At 37.9% G+C, this 25,213-nt stretch carries 37 protein-coding genes and 1 pseudogene; 36 read left to right on the top strand and 2 right to left on the bottom strand.

Annotated features, from left to right (window positions below; all coding sequences use genetic code 11):
* Positions 1-14: 14 nt before the first annotated feature.
* Positions 15-476 carry an RpiB/LacA/LacB family sugar-phosphate isomerase gene (locus BUA88_RS08580; protein WP_072916082.1) on the bottom strand — a complete coding sequence of 154 codons (462 nt, stop codon included), beginning with the start codon at positions 474-476 and terminating at the stop codon, positions 15-17.
* Positions 477-736: 260 nt separating this feature from the next.
* Here BUA88_RS08580 and BUA88_RS08585 point away from each other — a divergent pair, with 260 nt between their 5' ends.
* The 36 genes from BUA88_RS08585 to BUA88_RS08755 all read left to right on the top strand — a co-directional run bounded on the left by BUA88_RS08585 (position 737) and on the right by BUA88_RS08755 (position 24,961).
* On the top strand, positions 737-1,885 hold the full coding sequence (locus BUA88_RS08585; RefSeq protein ID WP_072916087.1) for an AI-2E family transporter: 1,149 nt from the start codon (positions 737-739) through the stop codon (positions 1,883-1,885).
* Positions 1,886-2,536: 651 nt separating this feature from the next.
* Entirely contained in the window at positions 2,537-3,253 is a 717-nt protein-coding gene (locus BUA88_RS08590) for a hypothetical protein (RefSeq protein ID WP_072916092.1), read from the top strand.
* Positions 3,254-3,447: 194 nt separating this feature from the next.
* On the top strand, positions 3,448-3,708 hold the full coding sequence (locus BUA88_RS08595) for a GrpB family protein (RefSeq protein ID WP_143151411.1): 261 nt from the start codon (positions 3,448-3,450) through the stop codon (positions 3,706-3,708).
* A 21-nt stretch (positions 3,709-3,729) separates the two neighbouring features.
* Positions 3,730-4,479, top strand: coding sequence for a class I SAM-dependent methyltransferase (locus BUA88_RS08600; RefSeq protein ID WP_072916101.1), 750 nt, complete (start codon positions 3,730-3,732; stop codon positions 4,477-4,479).
* 8 nt (positions 4,480-4,487) lie between these two features.
* Positions 4,488-5,435: an adenosine deaminase family protein gene (locus BUA88_RS08605; RefSeq protein ID WP_072916104.1), complete on the top strand. Its 948-nt coding sequence runs from the start codon at positions 4,488-4,490 to the stop codon at positions 5,433-5,435.
* A 113-nt stretch (positions 5,436-5,548) separates the two neighbouring features.
* Positions 5,549-5,926, top strand: coding sequence for a VOC family protein (locus BUA88_RS08610; RefSeq protein ID WP_072916109.1), 378 nt, complete (start codon positions 5,549-5,551; stop codon positions 5,924-5,926).
* Between the two features lie 72 nt (positions 5,927-5,998).
* The gene (locus BUA88_RS08615; RefSeq protein ID WP_072916113.1) at positions 5,999-6,160 is read left to right on the top strand and encodes a rubredoxin; all 162 of its coding nucleotides are present in this window, start codon (positions 5,999-6,001) and stop codon (positions 6,158-6,160) included.
* Positions 6,161-6,185: 25 nt separating this feature from the next.
* Positions 6,186-6,536: an arsenate reductase family protein gene (locus tag BUA88_RS08620; RefSeq protein WP_072916116.1), complete on the top strand. Its 351-nt coding sequence runs from the start codon at positions 6,186-6,188 to the stop codon at positions 6,534-6,536.
* An 81-nt stretch (positions 6,537-6,617) separates the two neighbouring features.
* Positions 6,618-7,457, top strand: a complete 840-nt coding sequence (locus BUA88_RS08625) for a metallophosphoesterase family protein (protein WP_083572445.1) — start codon at positions 6,618-6,620, stop codon at positions 7,455-7,457.
* A gap of 66 nt (positions 7,458-7,523) precedes the next feature.
* Positions 7,524-8,312, top strand: coding sequence for a class I SAM-dependent methyltransferase (locus tag BUA88_RS08630; RefSeq protein WP_072916124.1), 789 nt, complete (start codon positions 7,524-7,526; stop codon positions 8,310-8,312).
* 48 nt (positions 8,313-8,360) lie between these two features.
* Positions 8,361-9,032: a methyltransferase family protein gene (locus tag BUA88_RS08635; protein ID WP_072916128.1), complete on the top strand. Its 672-nt coding sequence runs from the start codon at positions 8,361-8,363 to the stop codon at positions 9,030-9,032.
* Between the two features lie 152 nt (positions 9,033-9,184).
* Complete coding sequence (locus BUA88_RS08640) at positions 9,185-9,487, top strand: Dabb family protein (RefSeq protein WP_072916133.1); 303 nt, start codon at positions 9,185-9,187, stop codon at positions 9,485-9,487.
* Positions 9,488-9,504: 17 nt separating this feature from the next.
* Entirely contained in the window at positions 9,505-10,062 is a 558-nt protein-coding gene (locus BUA88_RS08645; RefSeq protein ID WP_072916138.1) for an alpha/beta hydrolase, read from the top strand.
* A gap of 58 nt (positions 10,063-10,120) precedes the next feature.
* Positions 10,121-10,903 (top strand): histidine phosphatase family protein, encoded by a 783-nt coding sequence (locus tag BUA88_RS08650; protein WP_072916143.1) that lies wholly within the window; start codon positions 10,121-10,123, stop codon positions 10,901-10,903.
* A gap of 55 nt (positions 10,904-10,958) precedes the next feature.
* Positions 10,959-11,228, top strand: a complete 270-nt coding sequence (locus tag BUA88_RS08655) for a hypothetical protein (RefSeq protein WP_072916148.1) — start codon at positions 10,959-10,961, stop codon at positions 11,226-11,228.
* A 49-nt stretch (positions 11,229-11,277) separates the two neighbouring features.
* The gene (locus BUA88_RS08660) at positions 11,278-12,216 is read left to right on the top strand and encodes an amidohydrolase family protein (protein WP_072916152.1); all 939 of its coding nucleotides are present in this window, start codon (positions 11,278-11,280) and stop codon (positions 12,214-12,216) included.
* Complete coding sequence (locus BUA88_RS08665) at positions 12,216-12,761, top strand: histidine phosphatase family protein (protein ID WP_072916156.1); 546 nt, start codon at positions 12,216-12,218, stop codon at positions 12,759-12,761. Before BUA88_RS08660 ends, BUA88_RS08665 begins: the two co-directional genes overlap by 1 nt.
* A 40-nt stretch (positions 12,762-12,801) precedes the next feature.
* Entirely contained in the window at positions 12,802-13,305 is a 504-nt protein-coding gene (locus BUA88_RS08670; protein ID WP_072916160.1) for an HAD domain-containing protein, read from the top strand.
* 35 nt (positions 13,306-13,340) lie between these two features.
* Positions 13,341-13,727, top strand: a complete 387-nt coding sequence (locus BUA88_RS08675; protein WP_072916164.1) for a DUF3795 domain-containing protein — start codon at positions 13,341-13,343, stop codon at positions 13,725-13,727.
* 4 nt (positions 13,728-13,731) lie between these two features.
* Positions 13,732-14,355, top strand: coding sequence for an HD domain-containing protein (locus tag BUA88_RS08680; RefSeq protein WP_072916168.1), 624 nt, complete (start codon positions 13,732-13,734; stop codon positions 14,353-14,355).
* Between the two features lie 20 nt (positions 14,356-14,375).
* Complete coding sequence (locus BUA88_RS08685; RefSeq protein ID WP_330390241.1) at positions 14,376-15,149, top strand: GNAT family N-acetyltransferase; 774 nt, start codon at positions 14,376-14,378, stop codon at positions 15,147-15,149.
* 23 nt (positions 15,150-15,172) lie between these two features.
* On the top strand, positions 15,173-15,709 hold the full coding sequence (locus BUA88_RS08690) for a BUD32 family EKC/KEOPS complex subunit (protein WP_072916174.1): 537 nt from the start codon (positions 15,173-15,175) through the stop codon (positions 15,707-15,709).
* A gap of 19 nt (positions 15,710-15,728) precedes the next feature.
* Positions 15,729-16,121, top strand: coding sequence for a DUF2127 domain-containing protein (locus tag BUA88_RS08695; RefSeq protein ID WP_072916178.1), 393 nt, complete (start codon positions 15,729-15,731; stop codon positions 16,119-16,121).
* A gap of 29 nt (positions 16,122-16,150) precedes the next feature.
* On the top strand, positions 16,151-16,780 hold the full coding sequence (locus BUA88_RS08700; RefSeq protein ID WP_072916182.1) for a methylated-DNA--[protein]-cysteine S-methyltransferase: 630 nt from the start codon (positions 16,151-16,153) through the stop codon (positions 16,778-16,780).
* Between the two features lie 5 nt (positions 16,781-16,785).
* Positions 16,786-17,442 carry a GNAT family N-acetyltransferase gene (locus BUA88_RS08705; RefSeq protein ID WP_072916186.1) on the top strand — a complete coding sequence of 219 codons (657 nt, stop codon included), beginning with the start codon at positions 16,786-16,788 and terminating at the stop codon, positions 17,440-17,442.
* A 21-nt stretch (positions 17,443-17,463) separates the two neighbouring features.
* Positions 17,464-17,976 (top strand): DJ-1/PfpI family protein, encoded by a 513-nt coding sequence (locus tag BUA88_RS08710; protein ID WP_072916191.1) that lies wholly within the window; start codon positions 17,464-17,466, stop codon positions 17,974-17,976.
* Between the two features lie 317 nt (positions 17,977-18,293).
* Complete coding sequence (locus BUA88_RS08715) at positions 18,294-18,677, top strand: VOC family protein (RefSeq protein WP_072916195.1); 384 nt, start codon at positions 18,294-18,296, stop codon at positions 18,675-18,677.
* A gap of 42 nt (positions 18,678-18,719) precedes the next feature.
* Complete coding sequence (locus tag BUA88_RS08720) at positions 18,720-19,442, top strand: AlkZ-related protein (protein WP_072916199.1); 723 nt, start codon at positions 18,720-18,722, stop codon at positions 19,440-19,442.
* 18 nt (positions 19,443-19,460) lie between these two features.
* The gene (locus BUA88_RS08725) at positions 19,461-20,228 is read left to right on the top strand and encodes an alpha/beta hydrolase (RefSeq protein WP_072916204.1); all 768 of its coding nucleotides are present in this window, start codon (positions 19,461-19,463) and stop codon (positions 20,226-20,228) included.
* A 91-nt stretch (positions 20,229-20,319) separates the two neighbouring features.
* Complete coding sequence (locus BUA88_RS08730; protein WP_072916207.1) at positions 20,320-20,649, top strand: putative quinol monooxygenase; 330 nt, start codon at positions 20,320-20,322, stop codon at positions 20,647-20,649.
* Between the two features lie 44 nt (positions 20,650-20,693).
* Entirely contained in the window at positions 20,694-21,401 is a 708-nt protein-coding gene (locus BUA88_RS08735; protein ID WP_072916211.1) for a class I SAM-dependent methyltransferase, read from the top strand.
* A 10-nt stretch (positions 21,402-21,411) separates the two neighbouring features.
* A complete protein-coding gene (locus tag BUA88_RS16655) occupies positions 21,412-21,576 on the top strand; it encodes a hypothetical protein (protein ID WP_330390243.1) in 165 nt (54 codons plus the stop codon).
* A complete protein-coding gene (locus tag BUA88_RS08740) occupies positions 21,528-21,761 on the top strand; it encodes a GNAT family N-acetyltransferase (RefSeq protein ID WP_072916214.1) in 234 nt (77 codons plus the stop codon). Before BUA88_RS16655 ends, BUA88_RS08740 begins: the two co-directional genes overlap by 49 nt.
* Positions 21,762-21,771: 10 nt before the next feature.
* A complete protein-coding gene (locus BUA88_RS08745; protein ID WP_072916218.1) occupies positions 21,772-22,068 on the top strand; it encodes a hypothetical protein in 297 nt (98 codons plus the stop codon).
* A 154-nt stretch (positions 22,069-22,222) separates the two neighbouring features.
* On the top strand, positions 22,223-23,311 hold the full coding sequence (locus BUA88_RS08750; RefSeq protein WP_072916222.1) for an MFS transporter: 1,089 nt from the start codon (positions 22,223-22,225) through the stop codon (positions 23,309-23,311).
* A gap of 78 nt (positions 23,312-23,389) precedes the next feature.
* Positions 23,390-24,961, top strand: a complete 1,572-nt coding sequence (locus BUA88_RS08755; RefSeq protein WP_330390244.1) for a spermidine synthase — start codon at positions 23,390-23,392, stop codon at positions 24,959-24,961.
* Positions 24,962-25,054: 93 nt separating this feature from the next.
* On the opposite strand, the pseudogene BUA88_RS16720 reads toward BUA88_RS08755, so the two are convergent.
* A pseudogene (locus BUA88_RS16720) lies at positions 25,055-25,213 on the bottom strand (IS110 family transposase); the annotation flags it as partial.

The raw sequence follows: 25,213 nt of genomic DNA on the forward strand, positions 1-25,213 counted from the left end.
AAATCAAATGTTTGTTATTTAACTGGTACGCAATGCTTATCGTTGATGTCACAGACTTTCTGGACACGACGGCGATATTTCTCCTCCATAAGTGGATCTGTATTAAGCCATGTTTTTACAACTTCCATAGCCATCAATCCACCGATGATTTTTGCGCCGAGACAAAGGATATTTGAATCAGTATGCTGTCTTGCGAGAGTAGCACAGAGTGGGTCCTGACATACTGCCGCATAGCATCCATTTATTTTGTTGGCGATAAGAGCACTACCGTAGCCAACGCCATCGCAGAAGATACCTCTGTCACATTCGCCCTTTGCCACCGCAAGTGAAGCTGGGTAAACAAAATCTGAAAGATCGCAGCTTTCACTATCATAAGTACCAAAATCTACAACTTCATATCCATTACTTTCAAGATATGCTTTAATTTCATTTTTCATTTCTGTTCCTGCATGATCATTTGCCATTGCAATTTTCATATGTGATACCTCCTAAATGTATGGATTCTTGTAGGTATTCTCTATGATTCCTTGCCTACAAGAAGTCATGTATAACTGTGATTTCATCACAGCTTCTTTTTATAAACACCTCTACAATATCATAAATATGTGAAGACTTAATAGAATTTTTAGAATTAATTCATTGCATTTGGGAGGGGAGTTTGCATAATTATAGATATAGGGGGTTGCATCGAATTGCAACAATCAACTATAAGGACTTTCTATTTGTTGGAGGCAAGATGAAAAAATTCAAAGATAAATCCTGGTATCCACTTACCGTATCAATATGCATGGGAGTAGTGCTTTTTGTGCTTTTGATTAGGCTTGGTACAGTTTTAAACATAATTGGCTCTTTCTTAGGATTCTTTTCCACAGTTTTCTTCGGAGCAATCATAGCCTATATTATTAATCCGCTGGCTATGTTTCTCAGAAGAAAAGTATTTGGAAAGCTTAAAAATGAAAAAACAAAGGCTGCACTTGGTAATGCATGTGCATTTCTTTTATTAATTGTAATTTTGGTATTTATTGGTGTTCTTGTAATTCCTCAGCTGATAGACAGCGTTAAAATCTTTGCACAGAATTTTAATGGCTATGTGGATGGGCTGCAGAGAACACTCACAGCAATTGGCGTATCAAATTCTACTCTGGATTTAAGCAGCTTTATAAATAATTCAAAGGATTTGTTAAATACCATTAAGGACTATGCTTCTAAAAATATGGATACAATTATGTCAGCCACAGCTGGCGTGGGCAAAGGTGTTGGGCAGGCATTTATAGCACTTTTACTTTCAATTTATTTCCTTGCTGAAAAGGACAAGCTAAAGGCTGGCGGTGCAAGATTCTTAAAAGCTCTCTGCAAGGATCAGTATGAAAAGGTTGAATATGTAATCAAGCAAAGCGATAAGATTCTTAACTGCTATATTGTTTATAACCTTATCGATGCATTTGTAGTTGGTATCGTAAATGCGATATTCATGACTATAGTTGGAATGCCATATGCAGGGCTTGTTTCCGTGCTTGTTGGTATCTTTAACATTATCCCTACATTCGGCCCTGCTATCGGGGCAGTAATTGGAGGCTTCCTGCTTCTTTTGGTTGAGCCATGGTATGCAGCAGCGTTTTTGATTTTCACGGCTGTATTACAGACACTTGATGGCTATGTAATCAAGCCTAAGCTTTTTGGCGATTCCCTTGGTGTTTCAGGTCTTTGGATTCTCATCGGTATCGTAGCTGGTGGAAAAATGTTTGGCGTAGTAGGAATTCTTCTCGCTATACCTATGGTGGCCATTCTAGATATGATTTATCATAAGTTCCTTCTTCCATTCCTGGAGAATAGGGATGAGGAAGAGCGTGAAGCCCCTGAAGTACCTGAAGAGCGTGAAGAGTAAGAGCATTAATATGGTTATATTGTAGGCGTTGTCGGAACCCGTGAGTATTCACGGGTTCTTTTTTCGCGGGGAAAGCTCTCGGGCTCTACTGCTGCGTTCAAAAGATTTTTTGAATGTAATATGGGGTTGGTTTGAAGGTTGACAAAAAGTCTTTTGAGTGTTATATTCATGCACAAGTTATAAAAACACATCTATTTTTATCACTTTTGTGGCGGCTCGCCACGGTTTTCGTTTTTATTTTGATTATGTTTATATTGCATTCGGACCGTTCGAAGGTCTTGGATTGCTTGTTTACGGAATATTGCCCTCTTACATGGAATTATTACGTAAGCATTTTTCTACTTAACAGTATGATTACGGAATATTAAGTGATTATAGGTTATTTTTACGTAGGGATTATGTGCTGTATGACCTAGTTTTATAGAATTAGCTGGAATTTACTACGTAAAATCAAATGAAAACCAGCCATTATTCCGTAATGATACATGATTTACCAAAAATTGTTACGGAAGAATAGCGCTATTTTGCCGTATGTTCCGTAAATGACATAGAATTTTATGAATGGAGGAATAAACAATAGAAAATTATAAGAAAGAACTCGAGGATCAATTACTAGAAATACAGGAATTATTAAAGAAATCTAATAGGAATATGGCTAGATATAAGGATTTGCCAAACTCTCATGTTTATATTTCATATAGTAATGGTAGTCCGCAATATTACTTGAAATCTGAAGATAAGCCTAGGCAATACGTTAAAAGAAAAGAGATTAGAAATATAGCTAAATACGCACAGCGAGATTATGAAAAAGAGATGAATAAGCGGTTAGTATTATTAGAGAAGAAACTAACTCATTTTTTAGATTGGTATGATATAGAAAAAATAAAGGAATATGATTACTATTCTCCTGCTAAACGGGCATTGATAAAACCTCTAGTTCCTTCGGATTACTTATTTACGGAGGAATGGTACAAAGAGCATCCAGGTATGCAAAATTCCTTTCCCGAAGAAGGAATGTATCAAACAAACCGTGGAGAAATGGTGCGCTCTAAATCAGAGAAGATTATTGCTGATGCGCTAGACAAATATAAAGTGCCATATCAATATGAGCCAGTATTAGAACTTGGTTATAACACTATTTATCCAGATTTTGCAGTGCTAAATCTGAGAACACGAAAGACATTGTACTGGGAGCATTTGGGAATTGTTTCAGATGTGGAGTATGCTACGAAGAACTTTATAAAGATACAGAATTATGAGAAGAATGGCTATCTTTTGGGCAAGGACTTAATTACCACAATGGAATCGACAGACTTACCTATTGACATAAAGCTTGTAGAGCAGAAAATTAAGGAGTTTTTATTGTAGCTTCGCTATGCAACAAACTTCAGATTTAGTATACTAATTCAAAATAACGAGCTAAAAGGGATAAGTAATAATGCTTGATTTTGGAATAAATGAAATGCAGAAAGCATGGGAAAACAGATATGAGAACTAAACACGTAATAGTGCTTCCATATGACAAAAAAATGGAAACAGGATTTTATAGCTATAAAGAATGAATTGGTAGAGAAGCATTTGCATATGAAGGAAAAGAGCATTTGCAGACTCATCATTTGTATGTATGCCCAGAGGATTCAGCAGAGTTGAAAAGACATCTGGCATTCAGAGATTACTTGAGAAGGCATCCTCAGGATAGAGAAAAGTATGGAAATGTAAAACTGGAGGCAGCAAGAAAATATCTTGATGATATAGATAAATATATTGAGTATAAGTCGCCAGTAATAGAAGAGATATATGCTTCTATTGGTATTACCAAATAAATTTATGTAAGGGTGAATAACATGATAGATTGGGGACAAGAAAAGGATTATTTAAATAGCACCAGGCAGCATATGTGGAATGATGATTATTTTGAATTCCTTGTTAAGTGCGTGTGGAAGATAGATAGGCCTGTAAAGATACTAGATTATGGCTGCGGATATGGTTTTTTGGCACAGATGCTGATTCCGCTAATTTCGAAAGGAAGTAGCTATAAAGGAATAGATATTTCTGAGGAATTAATTAATGATGCTAGAGAACGATTCAAAAATACTAAAGATATAGTAAGTTTTGAAGTGGCAGATTTAAATGATTACATCCCAACAGCTGATTATGACATAGCAATTTGCCAATCGTTGTTGAGACATCTTTCAACCCCAGAGGTAATTATAGAAAAGATGATTGCCTCAGTGAAACCAGGTGGACTAGTGATTTGTATTGAACCAAGCAGAAGACTTGAAAATGCTGGTTTGTATATAGATAGTGAATTATTTAATCCATTTGAAAAAGATGATTTCCTGAAGGAAAGATGGCAATCTGAATTAGAAGCTGGAGGAAGAGATTTTCAAATTGGCATGAAGATACCAGTGTATATGGAAAAAATTGGGTTAAAGAATATAGGTGTTAGATTAAATGACTATATTGATTATGTCTGCCAAGAAGATGAAAAAAGAAGATTTATAAAAGATTATGGGACTGACAGTAAATATGTAAAGGCAGATAGCATGTTAGCTGCCAGATGTCATGTTATTTCATATGGGACAAAAAGTTGAGGGGAATAATGGATTTTATAGAAGCGGTAAAACAAGAGAATATTGATGCTATTCGCAAGTGTCCGAAGGCTGATTTACATAACCATTTTGTTTTAGGAGGCTCTCGGGAGTATCTATTGAAACAAACAGGAAGAGCCATCCAGCCAATCAAGAAGCCATTAGCTTCAATGGATGAAATGCATGCATGGAATGCTGAAAATTTGGGGCAAGCATTTGATTCTCCCGAGGGACGCAGGTTACTGATAAAAGCAACGTTTGAACAAGCCAAAGAAGATGGAGTTACTATACTAGAAATAGGTGAAGATGTCTGGGGGGTAGGCGAGTTTTTTCACGGAAATATAGATGAGCTTGTTGCGGCATTTGAAAAAGCGCATCAGGAGATTGCACCTGAAATTGAACTGCGTTTGCAGATTGGTTTATCCAGACATTGTGATATAGGATATTTGGAAGATTGCCTTTCTCATTTTTGGGGGAATAAGGCTTTTTATTCTATTGATTTGTATGGTGATGAGCTGGCACAGCCTATCGAAAACTTTAAGTCAATTTATCGCAGGGCTAAATCTGAAGGACTGAAGCTGAAAGCTCACGTTGGAGAATGGGGAACTGCAGAGGATGTTAGCAAAGCAGTGGAGTGCCTGGAACTTGACGAGGTACAACATGGGATTGCAGCAGTGGAAGATTCAAATGTGGTGCGGTTTTTAGTGGATAACAATATTAGACTCAACATCACTCCAACCAGCAATTATCTGCTTGGAAGAGTGAAAGATTTAAAGTCACATCCAATAGCTGAACTATATAGAAATGGTGTTGATGTGACAATTAATTCTGATGATGTTTTGATTTTTGATTCTGATGTGTCTAAGGAATATTTGAGGCTGTATCAGAGCGGTTGTCTGAGTGCTGAAGAACTTGATGATATTAGAAGAAATGGATTAAGACAGATTTATGGAAATTGAAATTAAAAATATGGAAACCCGTGATTTTCACGGGTTCTTTTTATATTCTGCTATGCAACAATCTGCTGATTTAGTATACTAATTGGAAATAGATGCGTAGATTGGAGGATGCTATGATTACTGGAATACATCATATTTCTATGAAATGCGGTTCGGAAGAAGAATTAAATAAAACAAAGGATTTTTATATCAATTTACTTGGATTAAAAATGCTTAGAACCTGGCCTGACGGAATCATGATTGATGCGGGAAATACCCTGCTAGAAATATTTACTAATGGTGAAGGCGTAAAGGAACTGGGGGCGATTCGACATATCGCATTCGCTACTGATAATGTGGATGAAATAATTGAGAAGGTCAGATTAGCAGGGTACGAAGTATTCAAAGAACCAACAGATGTTGTTATTGCTTCAACACCTGAATTACCTGCGAGAGTAGCATTTTGTTATGGACCTCTTGGAGAAGAAATAGAATTCTTCCATGAAAAGTAATAGGTTTTGCGGATGAATTCAAATTTCTCAAACAATAAAACCTAATTAGAATTTAAAAAGGAGGGGTGAGCTATGAAGTACGTATGTGATGTTTGTGGTTATGTTTATGACGAGGAGATAGGAGAGCCTGATTGGGATGTTGAGCCAGGAACAAAATTTGAGGATTTGCCAGAGGATTTTGTATGCCCAGTTTGCTTGGTTGAAAAGGAACATTTCAAACCGGTAGAAGAGTAAAACCAAATCATAGGAGGAAACTAATATGAAGGTATATTGCTACGAACGATGTACAACATGTAAGAAGGCATTAAAGTGGTTGGATGATAATGGAATTAAGTATGAGCTAATCGACATCAAGGGAAATCATCCTGATGAAAAGACCCTCAGGGCTGCTCACAAAAAGAGCGGTGTCGAACTGAAAAAGTTCTTTAATACAAGCGGACAGATCTACAGACAGATGGAGCTCACAAAGAAATTACCAGATATGTCTGATGATGAAAAATTCAAGCTTTTGGCATCAGACGGTATGCTTGTAAAACGCCCACTTGTTATTACAGATGATGCAGTGCTTCTTGGATTTAAAGAGGCTGAATGGACAGAGGTGCTTAAGTAGACTAGAGGATTTGAGGCATGAAAATTGGAGTTATTTCAGATATACACAGCAACATTGTGGCGCTAAAGGCGGTTATAAGCTATATGGAAGCAGAGGGGGTGCGAGGAATATCTTTTCCTTGGGGATTTTGTTTCAGACACTCCATACACAAGGGAAACATTGGATTATCTTTATAAATTCACCGCCACTCACATTTGTCATCTTCTCAGAGGAAACAGGGAAGAGTATATGCTCAATCATCGGAAGGCAGTGCAAGAAGGCAGGGATGATGCAAAGTGGATTTACAATTCAGCCTGTGGCAATCTACTTTTTACCTATGTGCAGCTGACAGAAGAGGATTTAGATTTCTTTGAGAACCTTCCGATTTCGTTTGATTATAAAAAGCCAGGATATCCAACTATCAAATGTTGCCACGGTTCACCAGTTAAGGCAAATGAGAGAATATCACTTGATGGAGAGGATGCAAGAAAGTGGTTCGAAAAAATCGATGCCAATTATCTGCTTTGTGGTCACACCCATTATCCTGGAGAGTATTCATATGATAACAAGCATTATTACAATTCAGGAAGCGTAGGAATTGCAATAAATGATGCGGGATTGGCTCAGTGCATTATCCTAGAAGATATCACTATCGATGGCAAAAAAGAGTGGAAGCCAACATTTCTGAAAATTCCATTCGACAACAAAAAAGTCGTATGCGACATTGTGGAAAGCGGCCTGTTGGAAAAGGCGCCTTGGTTTATAAACACAAATATTCAGGTGCTTTTAACAGGCGAAGACAATTCATTTGAAATGGTTGCACATGCCGCTCAACTGGCAGAGGAAGCAGGTGAGACTTGGCCACTTGTGGATGATAAATATTTGCCATTGCGGCTGAGAAATTCAATGTCCCAGATTACAGGGAAGAGTACGGATTACTAGGTTGAAATGAAGGACACAGAATAATAGGACACCAATAATCAGGCAATATTATAGGAGGGACGAGTAATGCAGATTTCAGACATCGATTATGGAAACTCCTTTGATTGGGGCAATACGTCAAAGGATTATGCAAAGTACAGAGACATTTATCCAGAAGAGTTTTATCAGAAAATCCTCGACTTAAATCTCTGCAAAGATGGTCAAAAGGTGTTAGATATCGGCACAGGCACAGGGGTCCTTCCAAGAAATATGTATAAATACTGCGCCAAGTGGATTGGAACGGATATCTCCGAAAATCAGATTGAGCAGGCAAAACGCCTTGCGGCTGAGAGCGAAATGGATATAGAGTTCTATGCTAGTCCTGCAGAGGAGGTTGATTACCCTGATAACACATTTGATGTAATTACAGTGTGCCAGTGCATTTGGTATTTGGACCCTAAAGTCATAAATGAAAAGTTTGCAAGGATGCTGAAGCCTAATGGAAAACTTCTCATTTTATACATGGGATGGTTGCCTTATGAGGATAAGATAGCAGGAAAAAGTGAGGAGATTATTTTAAAGCATAATCCGAATTGGTCCAGCTACGGAGATACGATACATCCAGTTTATGTTCCTGATGAACTAAACAAGAACTTTGATATTATCAAGCGTGAGGAGTTTCCTATGGATGTGACCTTTACCAGAGATGGTTGGCATGGTCGCATGCGTGCCTGCAGAGGTGTGGGAGCTGCTATGAATGAGGAACAGGTTAAGGCATGGGATGAGGAACATTGGAATATGATGCTGGAAAACGCACCAGATATTTTCCCTGTAAAGCATTATATGTCATACGCAGAATTACAAGTGAGAAAATAGGGTAAACTAAGAAATACAAAGTAGCAGAGTTTTGAATGGAGGGGAGTTATGTCTAAGGAGTTATTCATTCAGGCAATTATAAAATTTGTGGCAGGAATTGTTATACTAGGAGTACTACTTTTTATTCCTGCAGGAACTTTCCACTATTGGAACGGTTGGCTTTTTATGGCAGTTCTTTTTATTCCAATGTTTGTTGCTGGCATAATTATGATGTTTAAAAACCAGGAGCTTCTCAAAAAGAGATTAAATGCTAAAGAGGAGCAGGCTGAGCAGAAGCATGTGGTAATCTTTAGTGGAATAATGTTTATTTCAGCTTTTGTTGTGGCAGGGCTAAACTTTCGGTTTCAATGGATAGTTTTACCTAAATGGGCAATCGTGGTGGCAACAGGCATTTTTCTGGTGGCTTATCTTTTATATGCAGAAGTAATCAGAGAGAATGAATTCCTATCAAGAACAGTAGAAGTTCAGGAAAATCAAAAGGTTGTGGACACAGGACTTTATGGGATTGTAAGACATCCAATGTATTCTGTAACGTTACTATTATTTGGTGCAATGCCTTGGGTTTTAGGTTCGCCTATCTCTTTTATAATTATGCTTGTTTATATTCCTATAATTACTAAGAGAATTATTAACGAGGAGCAGGTCTTAAAGGAAGGACTTGAAGGTTACAGCGATTACTGTGAAAAGATACGCTATAGGATAATTCCATTTATATATTAGAGGCACCTGCCCACACGCCAGCTATAAATTAGGAATGGCTGTAGCAGCAACAAGCTGGGAGCAGATATCACCAAAGAAATTGGCTAAGATTCATAAAACTACAGACAAGCTTGCTAAGCAAAAAATATCGAACAATGGAAGGAGAGATAAACATGGTAAAACACATTATATTATGGACACTTAAGGATGAACTTTCAGCAGAGGAAAAAGATCAGGTAAAGAAGGGAATTAAAGAAGGATTAGAGGGATTAGCTGGAAAGATTCCAGGTATGGTTGATATCAAAGTCAACATCAATGGACTTGCCAGCTCTAATGCAGATTTGATGCTTGATTCTACATTTGAAAGCGAGGAGGCTCTTAAGGGATACGCTGTACATCCAGAGCATGTAGCAGTGGCTGATGGAAAAGTTAGACCTTACACAAAAATTAGAAGTTGCCTCGATTTTGAAGTCTAAAAAGTGCGGAGGATATTATGAGCAAGAAATTAGCAGTTATCTTTCCAGGAGTGGGCTATCACACAGACAAGCCACTTCTTTATTATTCGAAGAAGCTTGCGAAGAATAAGGATTACGAGATTATTGATATAAAATATGATTTGCCAGAGGCAGGTACAGTGATAAAGGCTGACGCTGAAAAGCGCCAGCAGGCCTTTGATACAGCTTTTGAGCAGGTGACAGAGCAGTTAAAGGATATCGTATTTACGGATTATGAAAAAGTGGTTTTAATTGGTAAAAGCATCGGTACAGCTTTGGCTGCCAGATATAATATGACCTATGAGTTGGAGGCAGATCAGATTATCTTCACCCCAATAGAAACAACCTTTGCTTTTGTAAATCCATGCGAAGGTTTTGTTTTCCATGGTGATGCAGATCCACTCTGCGACACTGATATGTGTACACAGTTAAGCGATGAATTGTCACTGACATACGTGGTAATTCCAGGGGCAAACCACTCCCTTGAAACTGGAGATGTAGCAGTAGATATTGCAAATCTTCAGAAGGTTATGGAGATGGTTGATAAGTTATTATAAGATATACAGCCGCAATAAATGCGGCATTAAGATTTAGTTATAAGGTTAGGAATTAGAAATGAGACTTTTATTTGTTAGACACGGAGATCCAGATTATGTAAACGATACACTTACGGAAAAAGGACATCGAGAAGCGATGCTTCTGGCAGATATTATTGAACAATATCGTATAGACGAAGTGTATCAGTCGCCTCTTGGCAGAGCAAAAGACACAGCAAGCTATAGCTGCAAGAAGTTAGGAATTGAGCCAGTTACTTTAGATTGGCTAAAGGAATTTCCTGCACAGGCAAATCCTAATATTTCAGAGGATGTTCGTAAGGCCTATGCTAATGAGCTTCAGAAAGATGAGGTGACTGGAGAGTATAAGTTTCATATCTTATGGGATATTTTGCCATCTTATTATATTGATCATCCAGAGCTTTTTGATAGAAATGGCTGGAGGGAATCAACTCTTGTTAAGGCTAGCAATATGCCTGCTTTGTATGATGAAGTAACTGGTGAATTTGAAAAGTTTTTGAAAGAAAATGGCTATGTAAAAGACGGCATGGCCTACAGGGTGTCAGAGAATAACGACAAGACCATTGCTTTCTATTGCCACTATGGATTGACTTCATTGTTATTGTCATATTTGTGGAATGTATCACCTTTTGTGGTCTGGCAGTTCACTGCGTTGGCACCAACATCTGTTACTGAGGTGGTAACAGAGGAGAGAGAAAAAGGAATAGCTACCTTTAGAACTCTCCGTGCTGGTGAAATAACGCATTTACGAATTGGCAATGAAGAACCATCATTTTCAGCGAGATTTTGCGAAAGATATGAAAATGAGGATGAACGCCACTAGAGCATATGGAACCTTTGCGTGCCAATAATAGAAAGATATAAAGGAAGATTAAAATATGTATTATGTGCCAGATGGAACTACTCTTGCAGGATTTTATGAATGCAAAGAGTGTGCAAATAGATTTTTATCTATACAGGTAGGCCCAAGTTTGGTTTGCCCATATTGTGGCGAGCAACCAAACATGGAAATTGGACCAGATGAAGAAATGCCAGTAGCGACAGAGACAGCAAAGCTAATCTCAGTTGTACAAGGCGAGGAAGAGGTAGCGCGAATGGATGCGTTACTTTCTTTGGCTGTGACTGGAGGAGATTATAATTGGATGTAGCTCATCTGTTACAGACTGATAATCTATATTTGTTGAGCGCGAGGGCTACATGGATAACTTGTTTTGTGAGGGCTTAAAAGAAAACAACATAGAGAAACTTTTGTCGGTGCCTAAGAGTGATCTCCATAATCATTCAACGAAAGGGTGTAGGAGACTGTGGCTCTCAGAGCAGCTTCAGGTGGATATTCCTGAACCGCCACAGCATCTTAATGGGCTTGATGGAATGCAAGATTGGTTTCAGTCTTCTATCAAGCCTTTTTGTAATGGATACGAAAACATGGTGCTCAGATGGGAAGGAGCATTTGCAGAGGCAAAGCGAAATAATATTACCCGCCTTGTAATGAACTTCGGTACAGCTGAGGTAGACCAGGTTGGAACAGTAGAGGATTTTAAAAATCTCATTGAAGGATTTCATAAAGAATATTGTCCGGAAACTATTTTTGAAGCGGAACTAACCTATCCATCATTTTGCGATGTAGAGGTTGCAGGAGAAGAGATAGATAAATATCTTAGCTCAGGCTATTTCAAAGCAATAGACATATGCGGCGGCGAAAATGTTAAGCCATTTGAAGCATTTCTGCCCTTGTATAAGAAGGCGGAAAAATATGGCCTGGTGAAGAAAATGCACGTGGGAGAGACCGGAAGCGCTGATGATGTGAGAAGAGCTGTTGAGGTGTTAGGTCTTGCAGAGGTTCATCATGGAATCAATGCAGTGGCATCGAAGGAAACAATGAGATTTCTCGCGGATAATCAGATACAGTTGAATGTCTGTCCAAGCAGTAATGTGATGCTTGGTTTTGCAAAAGATTACGGGACACATCCGATTAAGATACTGGTTGAAAATGGAGTTAAGGTCACCATCAATACTGATGACCTTCTTATTTTTGATTCATCAATCGAAAATGAATATCTTAAACTTTATCAATCAGGCAATCTTACGGCAGAACAGTTGGACAAGATTAGAAAAGTAGGATTGGGAGAAAAGTGATGATATTTTTAATGCGACATGGTGAAGATGACAATACAAGACTGGGTGGTTGGAGTGATGCAGGCCTTTCAGTAAAGGGAAGAGAACAGGTTGAAAGAGCATGCAAGACTATTGATAAGGAGAACTGCGCTATTCAGCATATTTTTGCCAGTGACTTACAACGAGCAAAAGACACAGCAGATATTGTTTCAAAACATCTGGACTTACCAGTTACTCATCTCAAAGAGTTTAGAGAAACAAACAATGGTGACCTGGCAGGTATGCCTAAGGAAAGATTTCAGAAGGAATATCCAGGGCTCTACTATGCCTCATTAGATTGGGAACAAAAGTATCCAAATGGAGAAAGCCCAATGGATTTTTATAATCGAATCAAAGAAGCATGGGAAGGGTTCAAAGTTGGCACAGAAGCCCTTGATGGGAATGTACTTTTAGTTACTCATGCAGGAGTGATTAATATTATCAAATGTATAGAAGAGGGATTTCAATACACCAACAAAGAAGTGCGTTATAAAGTTGGGCATGCTGAAATTGTATCAGTTGATTGAGCTTATGATGAGTAGATAAATTAGGAGAGGGTAAAACAACATGAGCAATGTTATTTTCCTTGATGTAGATGGTGTTTTGAATTCTAAGTTTTGGGATGATGAACATCAGCGTGAAATAAGTGATGGAAAATACATAGATATAGATGCGGTTAAACTTTTTTCAAAGCTTGTGAAAAAGACTGATGCAAGGGTTATTCTTCATTCTGGATGGAGATTTTGGTTTGATGATGAAATGAAACCTAATAGGTCCGAGGCAGAATTTTTTGCTGATGTTATGGAAAAGGAAGGGGTATTCATTTCGGGAGTAACTCCGGATTTAACTACAGAAGAAATCAGAAAAGCTAAGAAATTCAGCCTAGTTAAGGCAGATGAGATTCTTCAGTGGTTAAAAGAAAATCCAACTGATAATTGGCTGGTTATTGATGATTTGGATCTCCATAATAATGAGATTGCTAGTCATCAGATTAAGACAGATGCAGAGGTTGGCCTTACAGAAAATGATGTTGAGAAAGCTTTGAATCTGCTGTTAGGCAATGTTGGATGAGGAGCATAACTGTGTAAGTAGAGTGGGGGGATAAAATGAGTAAAATTATAGCAGCTTGTGGAAATGATTGCGCTGCATGTCCTAGATATGTGGCACATCCATATGAGAAGACTGATGATGAATTACGCTATACAGCAGAGTTATGGATGAAGATAGGATATCGTGACCATGTGGTTACAAATGAAGAAATTAGTTGCACAGGCTGTAAACCAGAAAACTGGTGCAGGTATCATGTGGTGAAATGCTGCGAGGATAGAGGCATCAAAATTTGTTCTGAGTGCGCAGAGTATCCTTGTGATAATATGCGAGAGTGCTTTGAGGTTACCAAATCTTTTGAACCCAAGTGTCGTGAAGTATGCACAGAGGAAGAGTATCAGCAGTTGAAGAAAGCATTTTTTGAAAAGGAAGAGAATTTGAGGTAGATATATGTTACCAACAGTAGAAGAAGCATTAAAAGAATTAGAGTTAGCAGGTGAAATTAATCCAGGTCCATGGGTTAAACATTCAATAAACACTGGATTGGCAGCCAAGTATATAGCAGAAAAGGTTCCGGGGATGGATGCTGAGAAGGCATATATATTTGGTCTTTTGCATGATATAGGACGCAGATTTGGAATTACAGATATACCAACTCATGTTTATGATGGCTATAAATATTGCATGGAAAAAGGCTGGGATGAAGTTGCCAAGATTTGCATGACACACTCATATCTTTTGATGCAGGGGAATTTCGATTTCGAACCTGATACCGAGCATGAAAAAGCAATTAAGGCATATATCGAGGATTGTAAAGCTGATGATTACGACAAGCTTATTCAGCTTTGTGATTCTCTAGCAGTGGACTATGGTTTTGTAATCCTTGAAAAGAGATTTGTGGATGTTACAAGAAGATATGGCATCATGGAGGACTACATTAAGGGCTGGGAGGTCGCTTTCAGCATAAAAGAATACTTTGATGAAAAGATGGGATGCTCAATTTATGATGTGCTTCCAGATATTGGAAAAACATCATTGCTGACACCTAAGCCTTGGAAGCCACCAGTGAAATAAAGGGAATTTTTGGGGAGATAATGATGATGAATAATGATGAAATATTTCGAATAGCCATGGAACAATCTGCTGAAGATATGGGCTGCAAGGCGGAAGCTTTTCTTTCAGATAGTAATGTGGTCGTATCGTTTCGATTAGGAGACAATTCAAAGAAATATTATAAGCTGCCAATAGGAGCAAATTTTATTTCCTATGGGAATAATACTGTAGTTGGAGTCACAGATGAATTATCAGATATAGTAAATGAATATATCGAAAAATATCAGTTCTATCATTGCTTTGAGACTCCAAACATGAACTGGCTAAATGAGCGATTGGCCGTGAAGGGCTATAAAGTATGTTTTATGGCAGAGTATTATCTTCCGGAAGTTAGTAAAATTCCAGTGATGGATTGTAAATATGATTTGAGAATCCTTGAGCAGAAGGATTTTCAGAATCTATATCTACCTGAGTGGTCAAATGCTTTATGTAAGGATAGAAAAGAGCTGGATGTATTCGGAGTAGGAGCATATGATGGTAATAAGCTTATAGGCTTGGCAGGCTGTTCTGCTGATGCTGAATTGATGTGGCAGATAGGTGTGGATGTACTTCCTGAGTATAGAAAACAGGGAGTGGCATCTGCAATAACCAGTGCATTGGAAAGGGAGATAATTGCCCGAGGCAAGGTTCCATTTTATTGTTCAGCATGGTCCAATATTCGATCAGTAAGAAATGCCATTAAAAGTGGATTTATTCCAGCATGGATTGAGATGACTATAAAACCTACAGAGATAGTGGATGAGATGAATATATAAAGACTTCAAAGGAAATTACTGGAATGGAAAAACTAAGTGTAAATGGAACTGAATATGAAATCAAAAAGCTCTTGGGGAAGGGTAAAGGCGGATATTCATATCTAGCAGAAAAAGATGGCAAGCAATATGTTGTAAAACAGATTCATCATGAACCATGTTCGTATTATCAGTTTGGGAACAAAATTCAGTCTGAAATAGATGATTATAAAAGACTATCGGCCATAGGTATAAAGATGCCAGCAATGCTTGAAGTAGATGTGGACAATGAACGAATTGCAAAAGAATTTATAGATGGGGAAACAATTTATGATCTTGTTCTAGAAGATAAAATGCAGTCTGATTATATTGATCAGGTAAAAGCTATGTGTAAGTTGTTATACCCTGCAAATACTAATATTGATTATTTCCCAACTAATTTTGTAGTTAATAATAATGGTGAGATTTTTTACATTGATTATGAGTGTAATGACTACATGGAAGAGTGGAATTTTGAAAATTGGGGAATTAAATATTGGTCAAAAACTCCAGACTTTTTAAAGTATGTAGATGAGCATAAATGAATTAAGAGGAAAATATTATATGAAAAAGTATAAGGTAGCTGCAGTTATAATGATAATACATGGTGGCTTTATGGAACTTGGTGGAGTTCTATGCATGATACCAGCTTTGTTATTAGGAGCTAATCAGTTTGATATTGGCCAGTATTTTGAATTTAAGCTTCCATATTTTCAAGATAATCTTTATATGATGATGGTTATGGGGGCATTATATGGAGTCATTAGATTAATTGGAGCAATAGGTCTGCTTAAAAATCGAATGTGGGGGTTAGTTTTATCAGTAATAATTTCCACAATTACTATTACATTAATGATGTTTTTATTACCAGCAGGTATTATGGATGGAATCCTTTCAGGAAGTACCTTGATTTTAATGTTAATGCATTTTTATGGAGATAAAAAAATAGTGGAATAAATACTGGATTAGTGTACAAAGGGGATAACATGAAAACTCGAGAAGAGGCATTGGCCTACGGCTTAACATTCGCATATACGTACCAGGAAGCTCCTTTTCATGATCCAAACTGGCAGCTTATTAGGGTGAAACCTAGTAAGAAAGCTTTCTTGTGGACATATGAAAAGGACGGATACATTTGCTTAAATTTAAAATGTGACCCAGAGTGGAGAGATTTTTGGAGAAACACATACGCTGCAGTTCAGCCTGGGTACCATCAGAATAAGGAGCACTGGAATACTGTGATTTTGGATGGGTCCATTCCAGATGAGGATATCAAAAGGATGATAGCGGAGAGTTATGACCTTGTGACAGACTCTCCTACAAAACGTATATACGAAGCAGTTAAAAGGATTCCAAAGGGAAAAGTTGCAACCTATGCTCAGGTAGCTGCTATGGCAGGTAATCCAAAGATGTGCAGAGCGGTTGGAAATGCCCTTCATAAGAATCCTGATTTTGAAAATATACCTTGCTATAGAGTAGTGAATTCCAGGGGTGAGCTAGCAGGTGAGTATGTTTTTGGTGGGGCCTGGGCTCAAAAAGAGCTTTTGGAAGCAGATGGAATAGAAGTTATTGATGGAAGAGTTGATTTAGATAAATATGGTTATAATGGGGATTAACACAAATGGAAAACATAAATATAAGATTAGAAACAGAGTCAGATTACAGGGCAGTTGAAGAACTGACTCGTAATGCATTTTGGAATGTATATAAGCCTGGTGCAGATGAGCACTATTTTGTACATACAATGAGAAATCATCCTGACTTCATACCTGAGCTTGCATTTGTGCTAGAAAAGGATGGAGAGATTATCGGAAATATCATGTACACCAAGGCTTGGCTGGAGGATGAAAACGGAAATAAGAAAGAGATAGTTTCCTTTGGCCCTTTATGCGTTTTGCCTGAGTATCAGAGATTGAAACTTGGCAAATTATTGATTGAGCATTCCTTTGAAGTGGCTCGAAAAATGGGATATGACGTGAATATTAATTTTGGAAATCCAGGCAACTATGTTGGTAGCGGTTTTGTTAGTTGTAGAAAGAAAAATGTCAGCTGTTTTCAGAAAGGGAATTACCCAACGGCACTTCTAGTATGTGAATTGGTGCCTGGTGTCCTGGATGGACATGAATGGATGTTTATCCCAAGCACAGCAGCTGATTGTTGTGATGACACCGCGGCTGTAGAGGAATTTGACAAAACATTTCCTGCTAAAGAAAAGAAATGGATGCCAAGCCAGGAGGAGTTTTATATTTACAGTCATTCATCAGTTGTGAGGGAGTAGAAGTATAAGGGAGAAAAGAAATTGAAGACAGTTGTATTACTATATGAGACATGTTGTATTTATGAAATCGTAATTACGAATTACTTCCTTCAGTATACTGGACGAGAATTGGTATTTGCGACTATAGATGGAAAGCCCGTTACTGCTCAGGAAAAGTTTTCACTTAACGCGACTTGTGCTTTAAAAGATATTAATCCAAAAGAGGTCGAACTGCTTTTGGTACCAGGTGGAGATATTTCTTCAATCTCAAACGAAGAAGTATATTCATTTATTCGTGCAGTAGTTGAAAATAAACAGATAGTCGCTGGCATATGTAATGGCGTGGACGAACTGGAAAATGCTGGAATTCTTGAGGGAATAGAATCTACTCATTCCACCAATGAACCACTCGTGGTTGGTGATTATGTAATCACTGCAAGAGCAAATATGTATGTGGATATGGCTATTGCTATTGGAAAGAAGTTGAACCTCTTTGTGGATGAAGCAGATTTGCAGGAAACTATAGATTTCTGGAAGTTTCATAAGACATTATAATTGAAAAAAAAATCATAGTTCAGCTCCATTTACGGAATAAAACATTGTATTAGTCAATTGTTACGTAGTCATTTTTGAAATAATGAAGTAATTATACTGATTACAGGAGTGAATTTACGGAACAATTTATAATTGTTATCATTTTTTCCGTAGGAACTTTAATTCTAGATGGTTAAATCGTGGTAAAGCTTACGGAAAAAAGAACTTGAATTGAATGAAATACCGTAATTTATGTTCATGTAAGGAGTAAGACTACGGAATATTTTGGTTTTTACTAGGAAAATACCGTAATTGATACATTTAGGGAGATAGCTACAATGAAAATAGAACACATAGCAATGTATGTAAACAATCTTGAGGCCGCCAGAGATTTTTTTGTGAAGTATCTCGATGGCAAATCTAATGATGGCTATCACAATAATAATACAGATTTCCGTTCTTATTTTATTTCCTTTGAGGATGGCGCAAGGCTTGAAATAATGAAGAAGCCAGATATGGTTGATATGGATAAGCCATTGAATAGAACTGGATTGATTCATATCGCATTTTCGGTGGGAAGTAAAGAAAAGGTGGATGAACTGACAAACACATTAAAAGAAGATGGTTTTGAAGTTGTCAGCGGGCCGCGCACTACCGGCGATGGATATTATGAAAGCTGTATTGTGGGAATTGAGGGAAATCAAATCGAAATAACAGTTTAACGAATTACTAAAACTGAAGGGCAACAAACAGGAGAAGAGATTATGCCAAACGAAAACGGAACCTGGATAATGTATGGGGTAGAGTGGGATGACCCAGAGTGCCTTCATACCGTGGATGATGCAATTGCATATATTAATGAGATTGGATTCTTGCCTTTATTCAAGAACGAGATTCCTGGCTTTTCGCTGGAGGAGCGTACTGTTCCTGAGTATTGGTGGAGTGGAGATACAGAGGTGGATCCGTGGGAGTGGCGAGAGATAATTGCCCGCCGTGGAGAAGTCGCTTATGGCAAATTCTTTGACAAGAAGGCAGGCTTTATTTCTAAAGAATGGCTCCCATATTTTGCAAATTATAGACGTGATGGCTATGATTTTGATTCTCTTTGGGAGGATGGCAAAGCTTCTCGCAGACAGAAAAAGATAATGGATTTATTTGAAGAGAATGATGAGCTATATTCTAACGAAATCAAAAAGCTGGCAGGTTTTGGTAAAGGTGGAGAGAAGGGCTTTGATGGTACAATCACCGACCTTCAGATGAAGACATATCTTACGGTAAAAGACTTCCGTCAGCGCAAGAATAAACAGGGCGAAGCCTATGGATGGCCAATTGCTATATATGCAACACCAGAAAATCTCTTTGGCTATGATTATGTAAGGAGTAGATATAAAGAGAATCCATCTGATTCAAAGGAAGCTATAGCTAATCAAATAAGGGATATTTACCCTATAGCTACAGAGAAGCAGATACAAAAAATAATTAAGTGATATAGAAAAGGGGGAAAAATGGCATTAATACAAGTAAATTATTTATCAAAAGCTTTATTCAGAGAGGTGCCTGTGAATGTGATACTTCCGGTGGATCGTTTTGATGCAGACACTAATAGATATCTAAATGGAAAAGATTGTAAGTACAAAACACTTTATCTCCTGCATGGTCTTTTAGGAAATTATACTGATTGGATTAGTCAGACCAGAATCCAAAAGTGGGCAGAAGAAAAGAATCTGGCGGTAGTAATGCCATCTGGTGATAATGCTTTTTATTTCAATTCCAGAACACCTTGGAATGATTATGGAACATTCATAGGAGAAGAACTGGTGGAAGTAACCAGAAGAATGTTTCCGCTCTCGGATAAACGTGAGGATACCTTTATTGCAGGTCTTTCTATGGGCGGATTTGGTGCACTTCGAAATGGTATCGTATATTCGAAGAATTTTAGTCATGTTGCAGGGTTGTCTTCCGCAGTGCATATTTTTGAGGATACCTCAGAGGAAGCAAATATTGGGCTGTTTGATAACATAGAAGATGCTTCAAAGACAAACAAGAACCCTTGGGTGGCTGTAGAAGAAATGATTTCTGAAAAGCGTCCTATTCCAAAGTTTTACATGGCATGTGGAACCCAGGATGACTTAATGCCAGCAAATATTTCTTTCAGAAATTTCCTACAGGAAAAAGGTATTGAGGTAACCTGGGATGAAGATGATTACGGTCATGACTGGGATTTTTGGGATAGTCAGATTAAGAAGGTTCTAGATTGGTTGCCTTTAGAATAAAATACCTGGAGGAGAGTTGGAATCCTGACGGTGAATTTGGTCCAGAGAGATATATTGAAGTTCATGTGTGGAGTGACGGAGGGATAAAAGGATGAGTATTACAGTAAATTTAAGATACAAAGGTGTGAATGGCGCAGCGAAGAAATTTGCAGAAGAGATGATTAGCAGTGGAACTGTTGAAGCTATAAGAAATGAAAATGGAAATCTTCGCTATGAATATTACATTGCTTTAGATGATCCAGAGACTGTTCTTTTGATTGATAGTTGGAAGAATCAGGAATCAATAGACATTCATCACGCATCTCCTATGATGGGCAAGATAATGGCACTTAGGGAGAAATATGACCTTCATATGACTGTTGAGAGATATATTTCTGATGATTCTATGCCTGATAGGGATGAGTCATTTATAAGAAAATAATAGAGACTAAAAATATTATAGATAATATAGAGAAGGGCAGAATAATGAATAATACATACAAAGAAGCACTAGAATTTTGGAATAATGCATTTGAAATGGATGATGAAGCAAAGAATGAATATAAGCAGGAGTATGATCCTGTGGATGGTTGGAAAGAACTTTGTTCATCAGCTAAACTGCAAAATGTGATTATAGACCAGCTTGCCAGCAAGAATAGAGTTTTAGATTATGGATGCGGGGAAGGATGGGCAGGAATAACCTTAAATAAGTCAGGTTGTAAGGATGTAACCTGTGTTGATGTGGGTGAAAATGCAATTGAGCTTTGTAAATGCTTTATGAATCATTTCAACATAGAAAAAGGTCTTAGAGCAGAATGTGTTTCAACTGATTGGTTAAAGAATGAACCAGCAGAATCATATGATGGCATCTTTTGCAGTAATGTTGTAGATGTTTTGCCAGCTGATGTAGCTTTGGATATCATAAAGAATTTTGCAAGAATAACTACCAAGGATGCGAAAATTGTTATTGCTATGAATTTTTATGCTGAGCCTGTCAGTAAACCAGAGAAAAAAATAGAATTCAAAAATGGGAATGAAATGTATGTAAATGGAATTCTCAGAATGACCTCAAGAACAGATGAGGAATGGTCGGAGATTTTTAGTCAATTCTTTAATGTTGAAGAAGTAACATATTTCGCTTGGGATGGGGAAGACGAGGAAACACGAAGAATATTTGTTATGAGTAAAAAATAAGGAGAACACCGTGAGCAGAGACACAAAGTATTTATTTGAGACAGAAAGATTAGGATTCCGTCATTGGAATGAGGATGATGCGGAGGTCCTTTTTGGTATGGCAAAAGAGCCAGAGGTGGGACTTCCTTGTGGCTGGCCTGCACAGAGCTTCTCCGTAGAGCATTTGAAGACTTAAATGTTGAAAAGGTATGGTGTGCATACTATCAAGGCAATGAAAAATCTAAAAGAGTCCAGGAAAAACTGGGCTTCAAATACCATGACACTCAGGAAAAAGTGAAGCTTCAGCTCTTAGATGAAGTTAGAACAAATATCATGAATCTGATGACAAAGGAAGATTGGTTGAAATTGGTTAATTGTTAGGAGTAAATTAATGGGATTTTTTTCAGAGATTGATGGAGAATTAAAACCATCCGATGATTATTTGGCAAACCATACACTGGAAGGCTATGAAGATGGCGACATGGAGCATGATGATTACGAAGTTGAGGATGATGATGTCGCCATGTCTGTTATGCGAAAATGCAAGGATTGTGGAAAGGCATTTACTTTATCTGGCGCAATAAAGGAGTTTGATTCCTATTTTGATGGCGAGTTCTTTTATATGGAAGAATTTGTTGGTCAGCTTTGTGGCAAGTGCGCCATAGCTGAGATAGAAGAGGAGTTTTAGGAAAAAGCTAGGCTTAGCTGAAGGGGAGAATATGGAAATTGAGAAAACTAAAGGAGAAACAAAATGACTTGGAAAACAGTTAATTTACATTTAATGAAAGGAAATGTTTTATCTCCTTATTCTTTATAAATTAGCAAAGATTAAGGAGATCAAAATGAATACAAATAAAGCTAGAAATCAGATTACTAAACTATATTTTATTGATGGAATTGGGGGATTGATGATTGCTGGAGCCTCTTGGGTGGCATTACTTGCCGCAAGAGGATTTTCCACAGTTGAGATTGGATTATTTGAAAGCATATTTCATGTCGCGAGCATGATCTTTGAGGTGCCTTCAGGGGCAGCGGCAGACGTATTTGGCCGTAAGAAGGTTATGATTACAGCCAGCGTAATGACTATTATTTCATCCATCCTGATGATATTCACAAACACCTTCGCCGGTATATCAGTTGCTATGGTATTTTCCGCCCTAAGCTATAACTTGGCATCAGGTACAAGAGAGGCGCTTGCTTACGACAGCCTAAAGGAAGCAGGCATTGAAAATGAGTACAGCAAGTTCGCTTCTAACGACATGGTGATTTATCGCCTAACTAGTTCACTGGGCACCCTTATGGCTGGAATAGCTCTAATGCTTGGATATAAGAAGGCGAATGCCTTGGACATCCTTATGGCCATAGCAGCAATTCTAATTGGAACCACACTGATGGAACCAAAGAGTGAGTTAAGCCATCACACCAGTGTCAGCGCCCGTTTTAAAGAGGTGGCTCTAGAGAGTGTCAGATTCATCAAAGAGAATCGTAAGGCAAGACTAATCATCATATTCAACGCATTTATAGGCGCTGTGGCGACACTTATAGTTTTCTTCTTACAGGCAAAATTGCCACAGCTTGGAATCAAAACTATCTGGCTTGGGCCAGCATTATTTTCAGTAGGTCTAGGTTCTGTCATTGGCGCAAAGGCAATAGAATACTGTACGTATTTACGATACAAATATGCCAGCCTATTTGCCGTCATAGGAATCGCCATAGCCTTCGGCTCAATCTTCACAGGCAGTATTGCCCTGACGATGCTTGGTGCTTTCGTAGGAGGCTTTGCCGACAGCTTTATAGAAGTACGCTCAGATGTTGTATTAAACAATATGATTCCCTCCAGCCAGAGAGCAACGCTTATGTCAATCAATTCATTCACCTTTTCCGTTATAATGATTATTTTGTCACCTGTTTTTGGATGGATTTTTTCTTAGGAGAATAAAATGGACAGACCGATACTTAGAAATAAATTGTATCTCTATTTGACGGAGTTTTTTGCGGGGATGTCAGTAATGGCAGTAGAATTAGGCGCTAGTAGATTACTGGCGCCATATTTCAGTTCATCACAAATTGTGTGGACTATTATCATTGGTACGATAATGATTGCTATGGCACTGGGAAATCTTTATGGAGGCCGTATGGCGGATAAGGACCCAAATCCTGATAAGTTATATAAGCGCATTATCATTGCTGCCATATGGATAGCTGCTATACCAGTTGTGGGAAAGTATGTTATTTTAGCTATATCTGCGTTGATAATCTTTACCGTAAATACGAATTTTCTTGTCATTGCAGGATTTGCAGCCTGCATGATTATATTCGTATTTCCGTTATTCCTTTTAGGCACAGTGACTCCATCACTGGTGAAGTTTTCTGTGGACAGTCTTGATGATAGCGGAAGTGTGGTTGGTAAGCTCAACGCAAGCAATACCATCGGAAGCATTATAGGCACCTTTGTTCCTACTTTTATCAGCATTCCTGCAGTTGGTACTGCCATCACATTTCTGATATTTGCAGGAATTTTGCTTGCGCTTTGTATAGTGTATTTTGTTAGTTCTAAAATAAATTTTTCTCAGGCCAAGAGGGTTCCTGCTAGCATTGTGATATTTTTAGTCTGCTGCCTTCTTGGTCATAGCAATAGCTTTGCATTTTGGCAGACTAATCTAACATATGAAGGTGAATCAATTTACAATTATCTTCAGGTTCACGAGGAGGGTAATCAGGTCATCCTTTCCACCAATGTTCTTTTTGGCGTCCAGTCGGTATATCAAAAGGACAAAGGTCCCACAGGTCTCTACTACGATTATGCTATGGCGTCACTTCCAATGGTAGGAACATCAGAACCTATGAAAATTCTTATCTTGGGAAATGGCAGTGGAACCTTTGCAACTCAGTGTGAGAGATATTACGATAACCTTGATATTACTGGTGTAGAGATTGACGAAAAGATTACGCAGCTTGCAAGGGATTATTTTGAGCTTCCTGAGGATGTACCAGTAATCACCTATGATGGTCGAGCTTATCTGAATGCCTCAAAGGATAAATATGATGTGATTATGGTTGATGCATATCAGGATATAACCATCCCATTTCAGATGTCTTCCAAAGAATTCTTTCAATTGGTGGCAGATCATTTAGATGAAGATGGAGTGATGGTTGTGAATTTGAATATGCGTAGCAACTCACCAGGAAACATCAATGATTATCTGGCGGATACCATAGGGGCAGTATTTCCGAATATCTATACAGCCGAGGTACTGGGCTGCACTAACAGGATTTTATATGCCAGCTTCAATCCACAGACAGAAGAAAATCTGGCTAATGCCATTGATAAAGAAACTGATGCAGACTTGTATTACATGATGTCTTTAGCACAGGTGGGCATGCAAAAATATAATCCAGGAAATCTCATTATGACTGACGATAAGGCTCCGGTGGAGCTCCTTGGAATGAAAGTTATAGATGAGTTGATTTCTGATGAGGTCGCATATTACAAAAAAATATTCAATGAAGAGGGAATAGAGGGACTTACTTCATTGATTTTAAGAGAGGTGACAAACTATAAGAAGTCAATAGATAAATGATGTTTTATTAGAATCTCAAAAAAAGCATAAAATTAGTAAGCCATCTGAATTTTGTATATCAGATGGTACATACATGAAGGTTATTGGCTTTATTTATCGTACTTTTGAAGGATTAAAATCGATGTCTTGCTTTTCTAAAGCAAAAATAACTCTAACAAGCTTTTTAGCGACATGAGTTATAGCTACTCGATGAGGCTTTCCTTCGGCTCTTTTTTTGGCATAGTAGGTTGCAAATGTCATATCAAATCTAAT

Origin of the sequence: Pseudobutyrivibrio xylanivorans DSM 14809 (assembly GCF_900141825.1) — a bacterium.
Classification (GTDB): domain Bacteria; phylum Bacillota; class Clostridia; order Lachnospirales; family Lachnospiraceae; genus Pseudobutyrivibrio; species Pseudobutyrivibrio xylanivorans.

What these genes read in the sequence shown, in the direction of transcription:
- BUA88_RS08580 (WP_072916082.1), bottom strand. Translation starts at nt 476, where the DNA reads ATGAAAATTGCAATGGCAAATGATCATGCAGGAACAGAAATGAAAAAT.
- BUA88_RS08585 (WP_072916087.1), top strand. Translation starts at nt 737, where the DNA reads ATGAAAAAATTCAAAGATAAATCCTGGTATCCACTTACCGTATCAATA.
- BUA88_RS08590 (WP_072916092.1), top strand. Translation starts at nt 2,537, where the DNA reads ATGGCTAGATATAAGGATTTGCCAAACTCTCATGTTTATATTTCATAT.
- BUA88_RS08600 (WP_072916101.1), top strand. Translation starts at nt 3,730, where the DNA reads ATGATAGATTGGGGACAAGAAAAGGATTATTTAAATAGCACCAGGCAG.
- BUA88_RS08605 (WP_072916104.1), top strand. Translation starts at nt 4,488, where the DNA reads ATGGATTTTATAGAAGCGGTAAAACAAGAGAATATTGATGCTATTCGC.
- BUA88_RS08610 (WP_072916109.1), top strand. Translation starts at nt 5,549, where the DNA reads ATGATTACTGGAATACATCATATTTCTATGAAATGCGGTTCGGAAGAA.
- BUA88_RS08615 (WP_072916113.1), top strand. Translation starts at nt 5,999, where the DNA reads ATGAAGTACGTATGTGATGTTTGTGGTTATGTTTATGACGAGGAGATA.
- BUA88_RS08620 (WP_072916116.1), top strand. Translation starts at nt 6,186, where the DNA reads ATGAAGGTATATTGCTACGAACGATGTACAACATGTAAGAAGGCATTA.
- BUA88_RS08630 (WP_072916124.1), top strand. Translation starts at nt 7,524, where the DNA reads ATGCAGATTTCAGACATCGATTATGGAAACTCCTTTGATTGGGGCAAT.
- BUA88_RS08635 (WP_072916128.1), top strand. Translation starts at nt 8,361, where the DNA reads ATGTCTAAGGAGTTATTCATTCAGGCAATTATAAAATTTGTGGCAGGA.
- BUA88_RS08640 (WP_072916133.1), top strand. Translation starts at nt 9,185, where the DNA reads ATGGTAAAACACATTATATTATGGACACTTAAGGATGAACTTTCAGCA.
- BUA88_RS08645 (WP_072916138.1), top strand. Translation starts at nt 9,505, where the DNA reads ATGAGCAAGAAATTAGCAGTTATCTTTCCAGGAGTGGGCTATCACACA.
- BUA88_RS08650 (WP_072916143.1), top strand. Translation starts at nt 10,121, where the DNA reads ATGAGACTTTTATTTGTTAGACACGGAGATCCAGATTATGTAAACGAT.
- BUA88_RS08655 (WP_072916148.1), top strand. Translation starts at nt 10,959, where the DNA reads ATGTATTATGTGCCAGATGGAACTACTCTTGCAGGATTTTATGAATGC.
- BUA88_RS08660 (WP_072916152.1), top strand. Translation starts at nt 11,278, where the DNA reads ATGGATAACTTGTTTTGTGAGGGCTTAAAAGAAAACAACATAGAGAAA.
- BUA88_RS08665 (WP_072916156.1), top strand. Translation starts at nt 12,216, where the DNA reads ATGATATTTTTAATGCGACATGGTGAAGATGACAATACAAGACTGGGT.
- BUA88_RS08670 (WP_072916160.1), top strand. Translation starts at nt 12,802, where the DNA reads ATGAGCAATGTTATTTTCCTTGATGTAGATGGTGTTTTGAATTCTAAG.
- BUA88_RS08675 (WP_072916164.1), top strand. Translation starts at nt 13,341, where the DNA reads ATGAGTAAAATTATAGCAGCTTGTGGAAATGATTGCGCTGCATGTCCT.
- BUA88_RS08680 (WP_072916168.1), top strand. Translation starts at nt 13,732, where the DNA reads ATGTTACCAACAGTAGAAGAAGCATTAAAAGAATTAGAGTTAGCAGGT.
- BUA88_RS08685 (WP_330390241.1), top strand. Translation starts at nt 14,376, where the DNA reads ATGATGATGAATAATGATGAAATATTTCGAATAGCCATGGAACAATCT.
- BUA88_RS08690 (WP_072916174.1), top strand. Translation starts at nt 15,173, where the DNA reads ATGGAAAAACTAAGTGTAAATGGAACTGAATATGAAATCAAAAAGCTC.
- BUA88_RS08695 (WP_072916178.1), top strand. Translation starts at nt 15,729, where the DNA reads ATGAAAAAGTATAAGGTAGCTGCAGTTATAATGATAATACATGGTGGC.
- BUA88_RS08700 (WP_072916182.1), top strand. Translation starts at nt 16,151, where the DNA reads ATGAAAACTCGAGAAGAGGCATTGGCCTACGGCTTAACATTCGCATAT.
- BUA88_RS08705 (WP_072916186.1), top strand. Translation starts at nt 16,786, where the DNA reads ATGGAAAACATAAATATAAGATTAGAAACAGAGTCAGATTACAGGGCA.
- BUA88_RS08715 (WP_072916195.1), top strand. Translation starts at nt 18,294, where the DNA reads ATGAAAATAGAACACATAGCAATGTATGTAAACAATCTTGAGGCCGCC.
- BUA88_RS08720 (WP_072916199.1), top strand. Translation starts at nt 18,720, where the DNA reads ATGCCAAACGAAAACGGAACCTGGATAATGTATGGGGTAGAGTGGGAT.
- BUA88_RS08725 (WP_072916204.1), top strand. Translation starts at nt 19,461, where the DNA reads ATGGCATTAATACAAGTAAATTATTTATCAAAAGCTTTATTCAGAGAG.
- BUA88_RS08730 (WP_072916207.1), top strand. Translation starts at nt 20,320, where the DNA reads ATGAGTATTACAGTAAATTTAAGATACAAAGGTGTGAATGGCGCAGCG.
- BUA88_RS08735 (WP_072916211.1), top strand. Translation starts at nt 20,694, where the DNA reads ATGAATAATACATACAAAGAAGCACTAGAATTTTGGAATAATGCATTT.
- BUA88_RS08745 (WP_072916218.1), top strand. Translation starts at nt 21,772, where the DNA reads ATGGGATTTTTTTCAGAGATTGATGGAGAATTAAAACCATCCGATGAT.
- BUA88_RS08750 (WP_072916222.1), top strand. Translation starts at nt 22,223, where the DNA reads ATGAATACAAATAAAGCTAGAAATCAGATTACTAAACTATATTTTATT.
- BUA88_RS08755 (WP_330390244.1), top strand. Translation starts at nt 23,390, where the DNA reads ATGGCAGTAGAATTAGGCGCTAGTAGATTACTGGCGCCATATTTCAGT.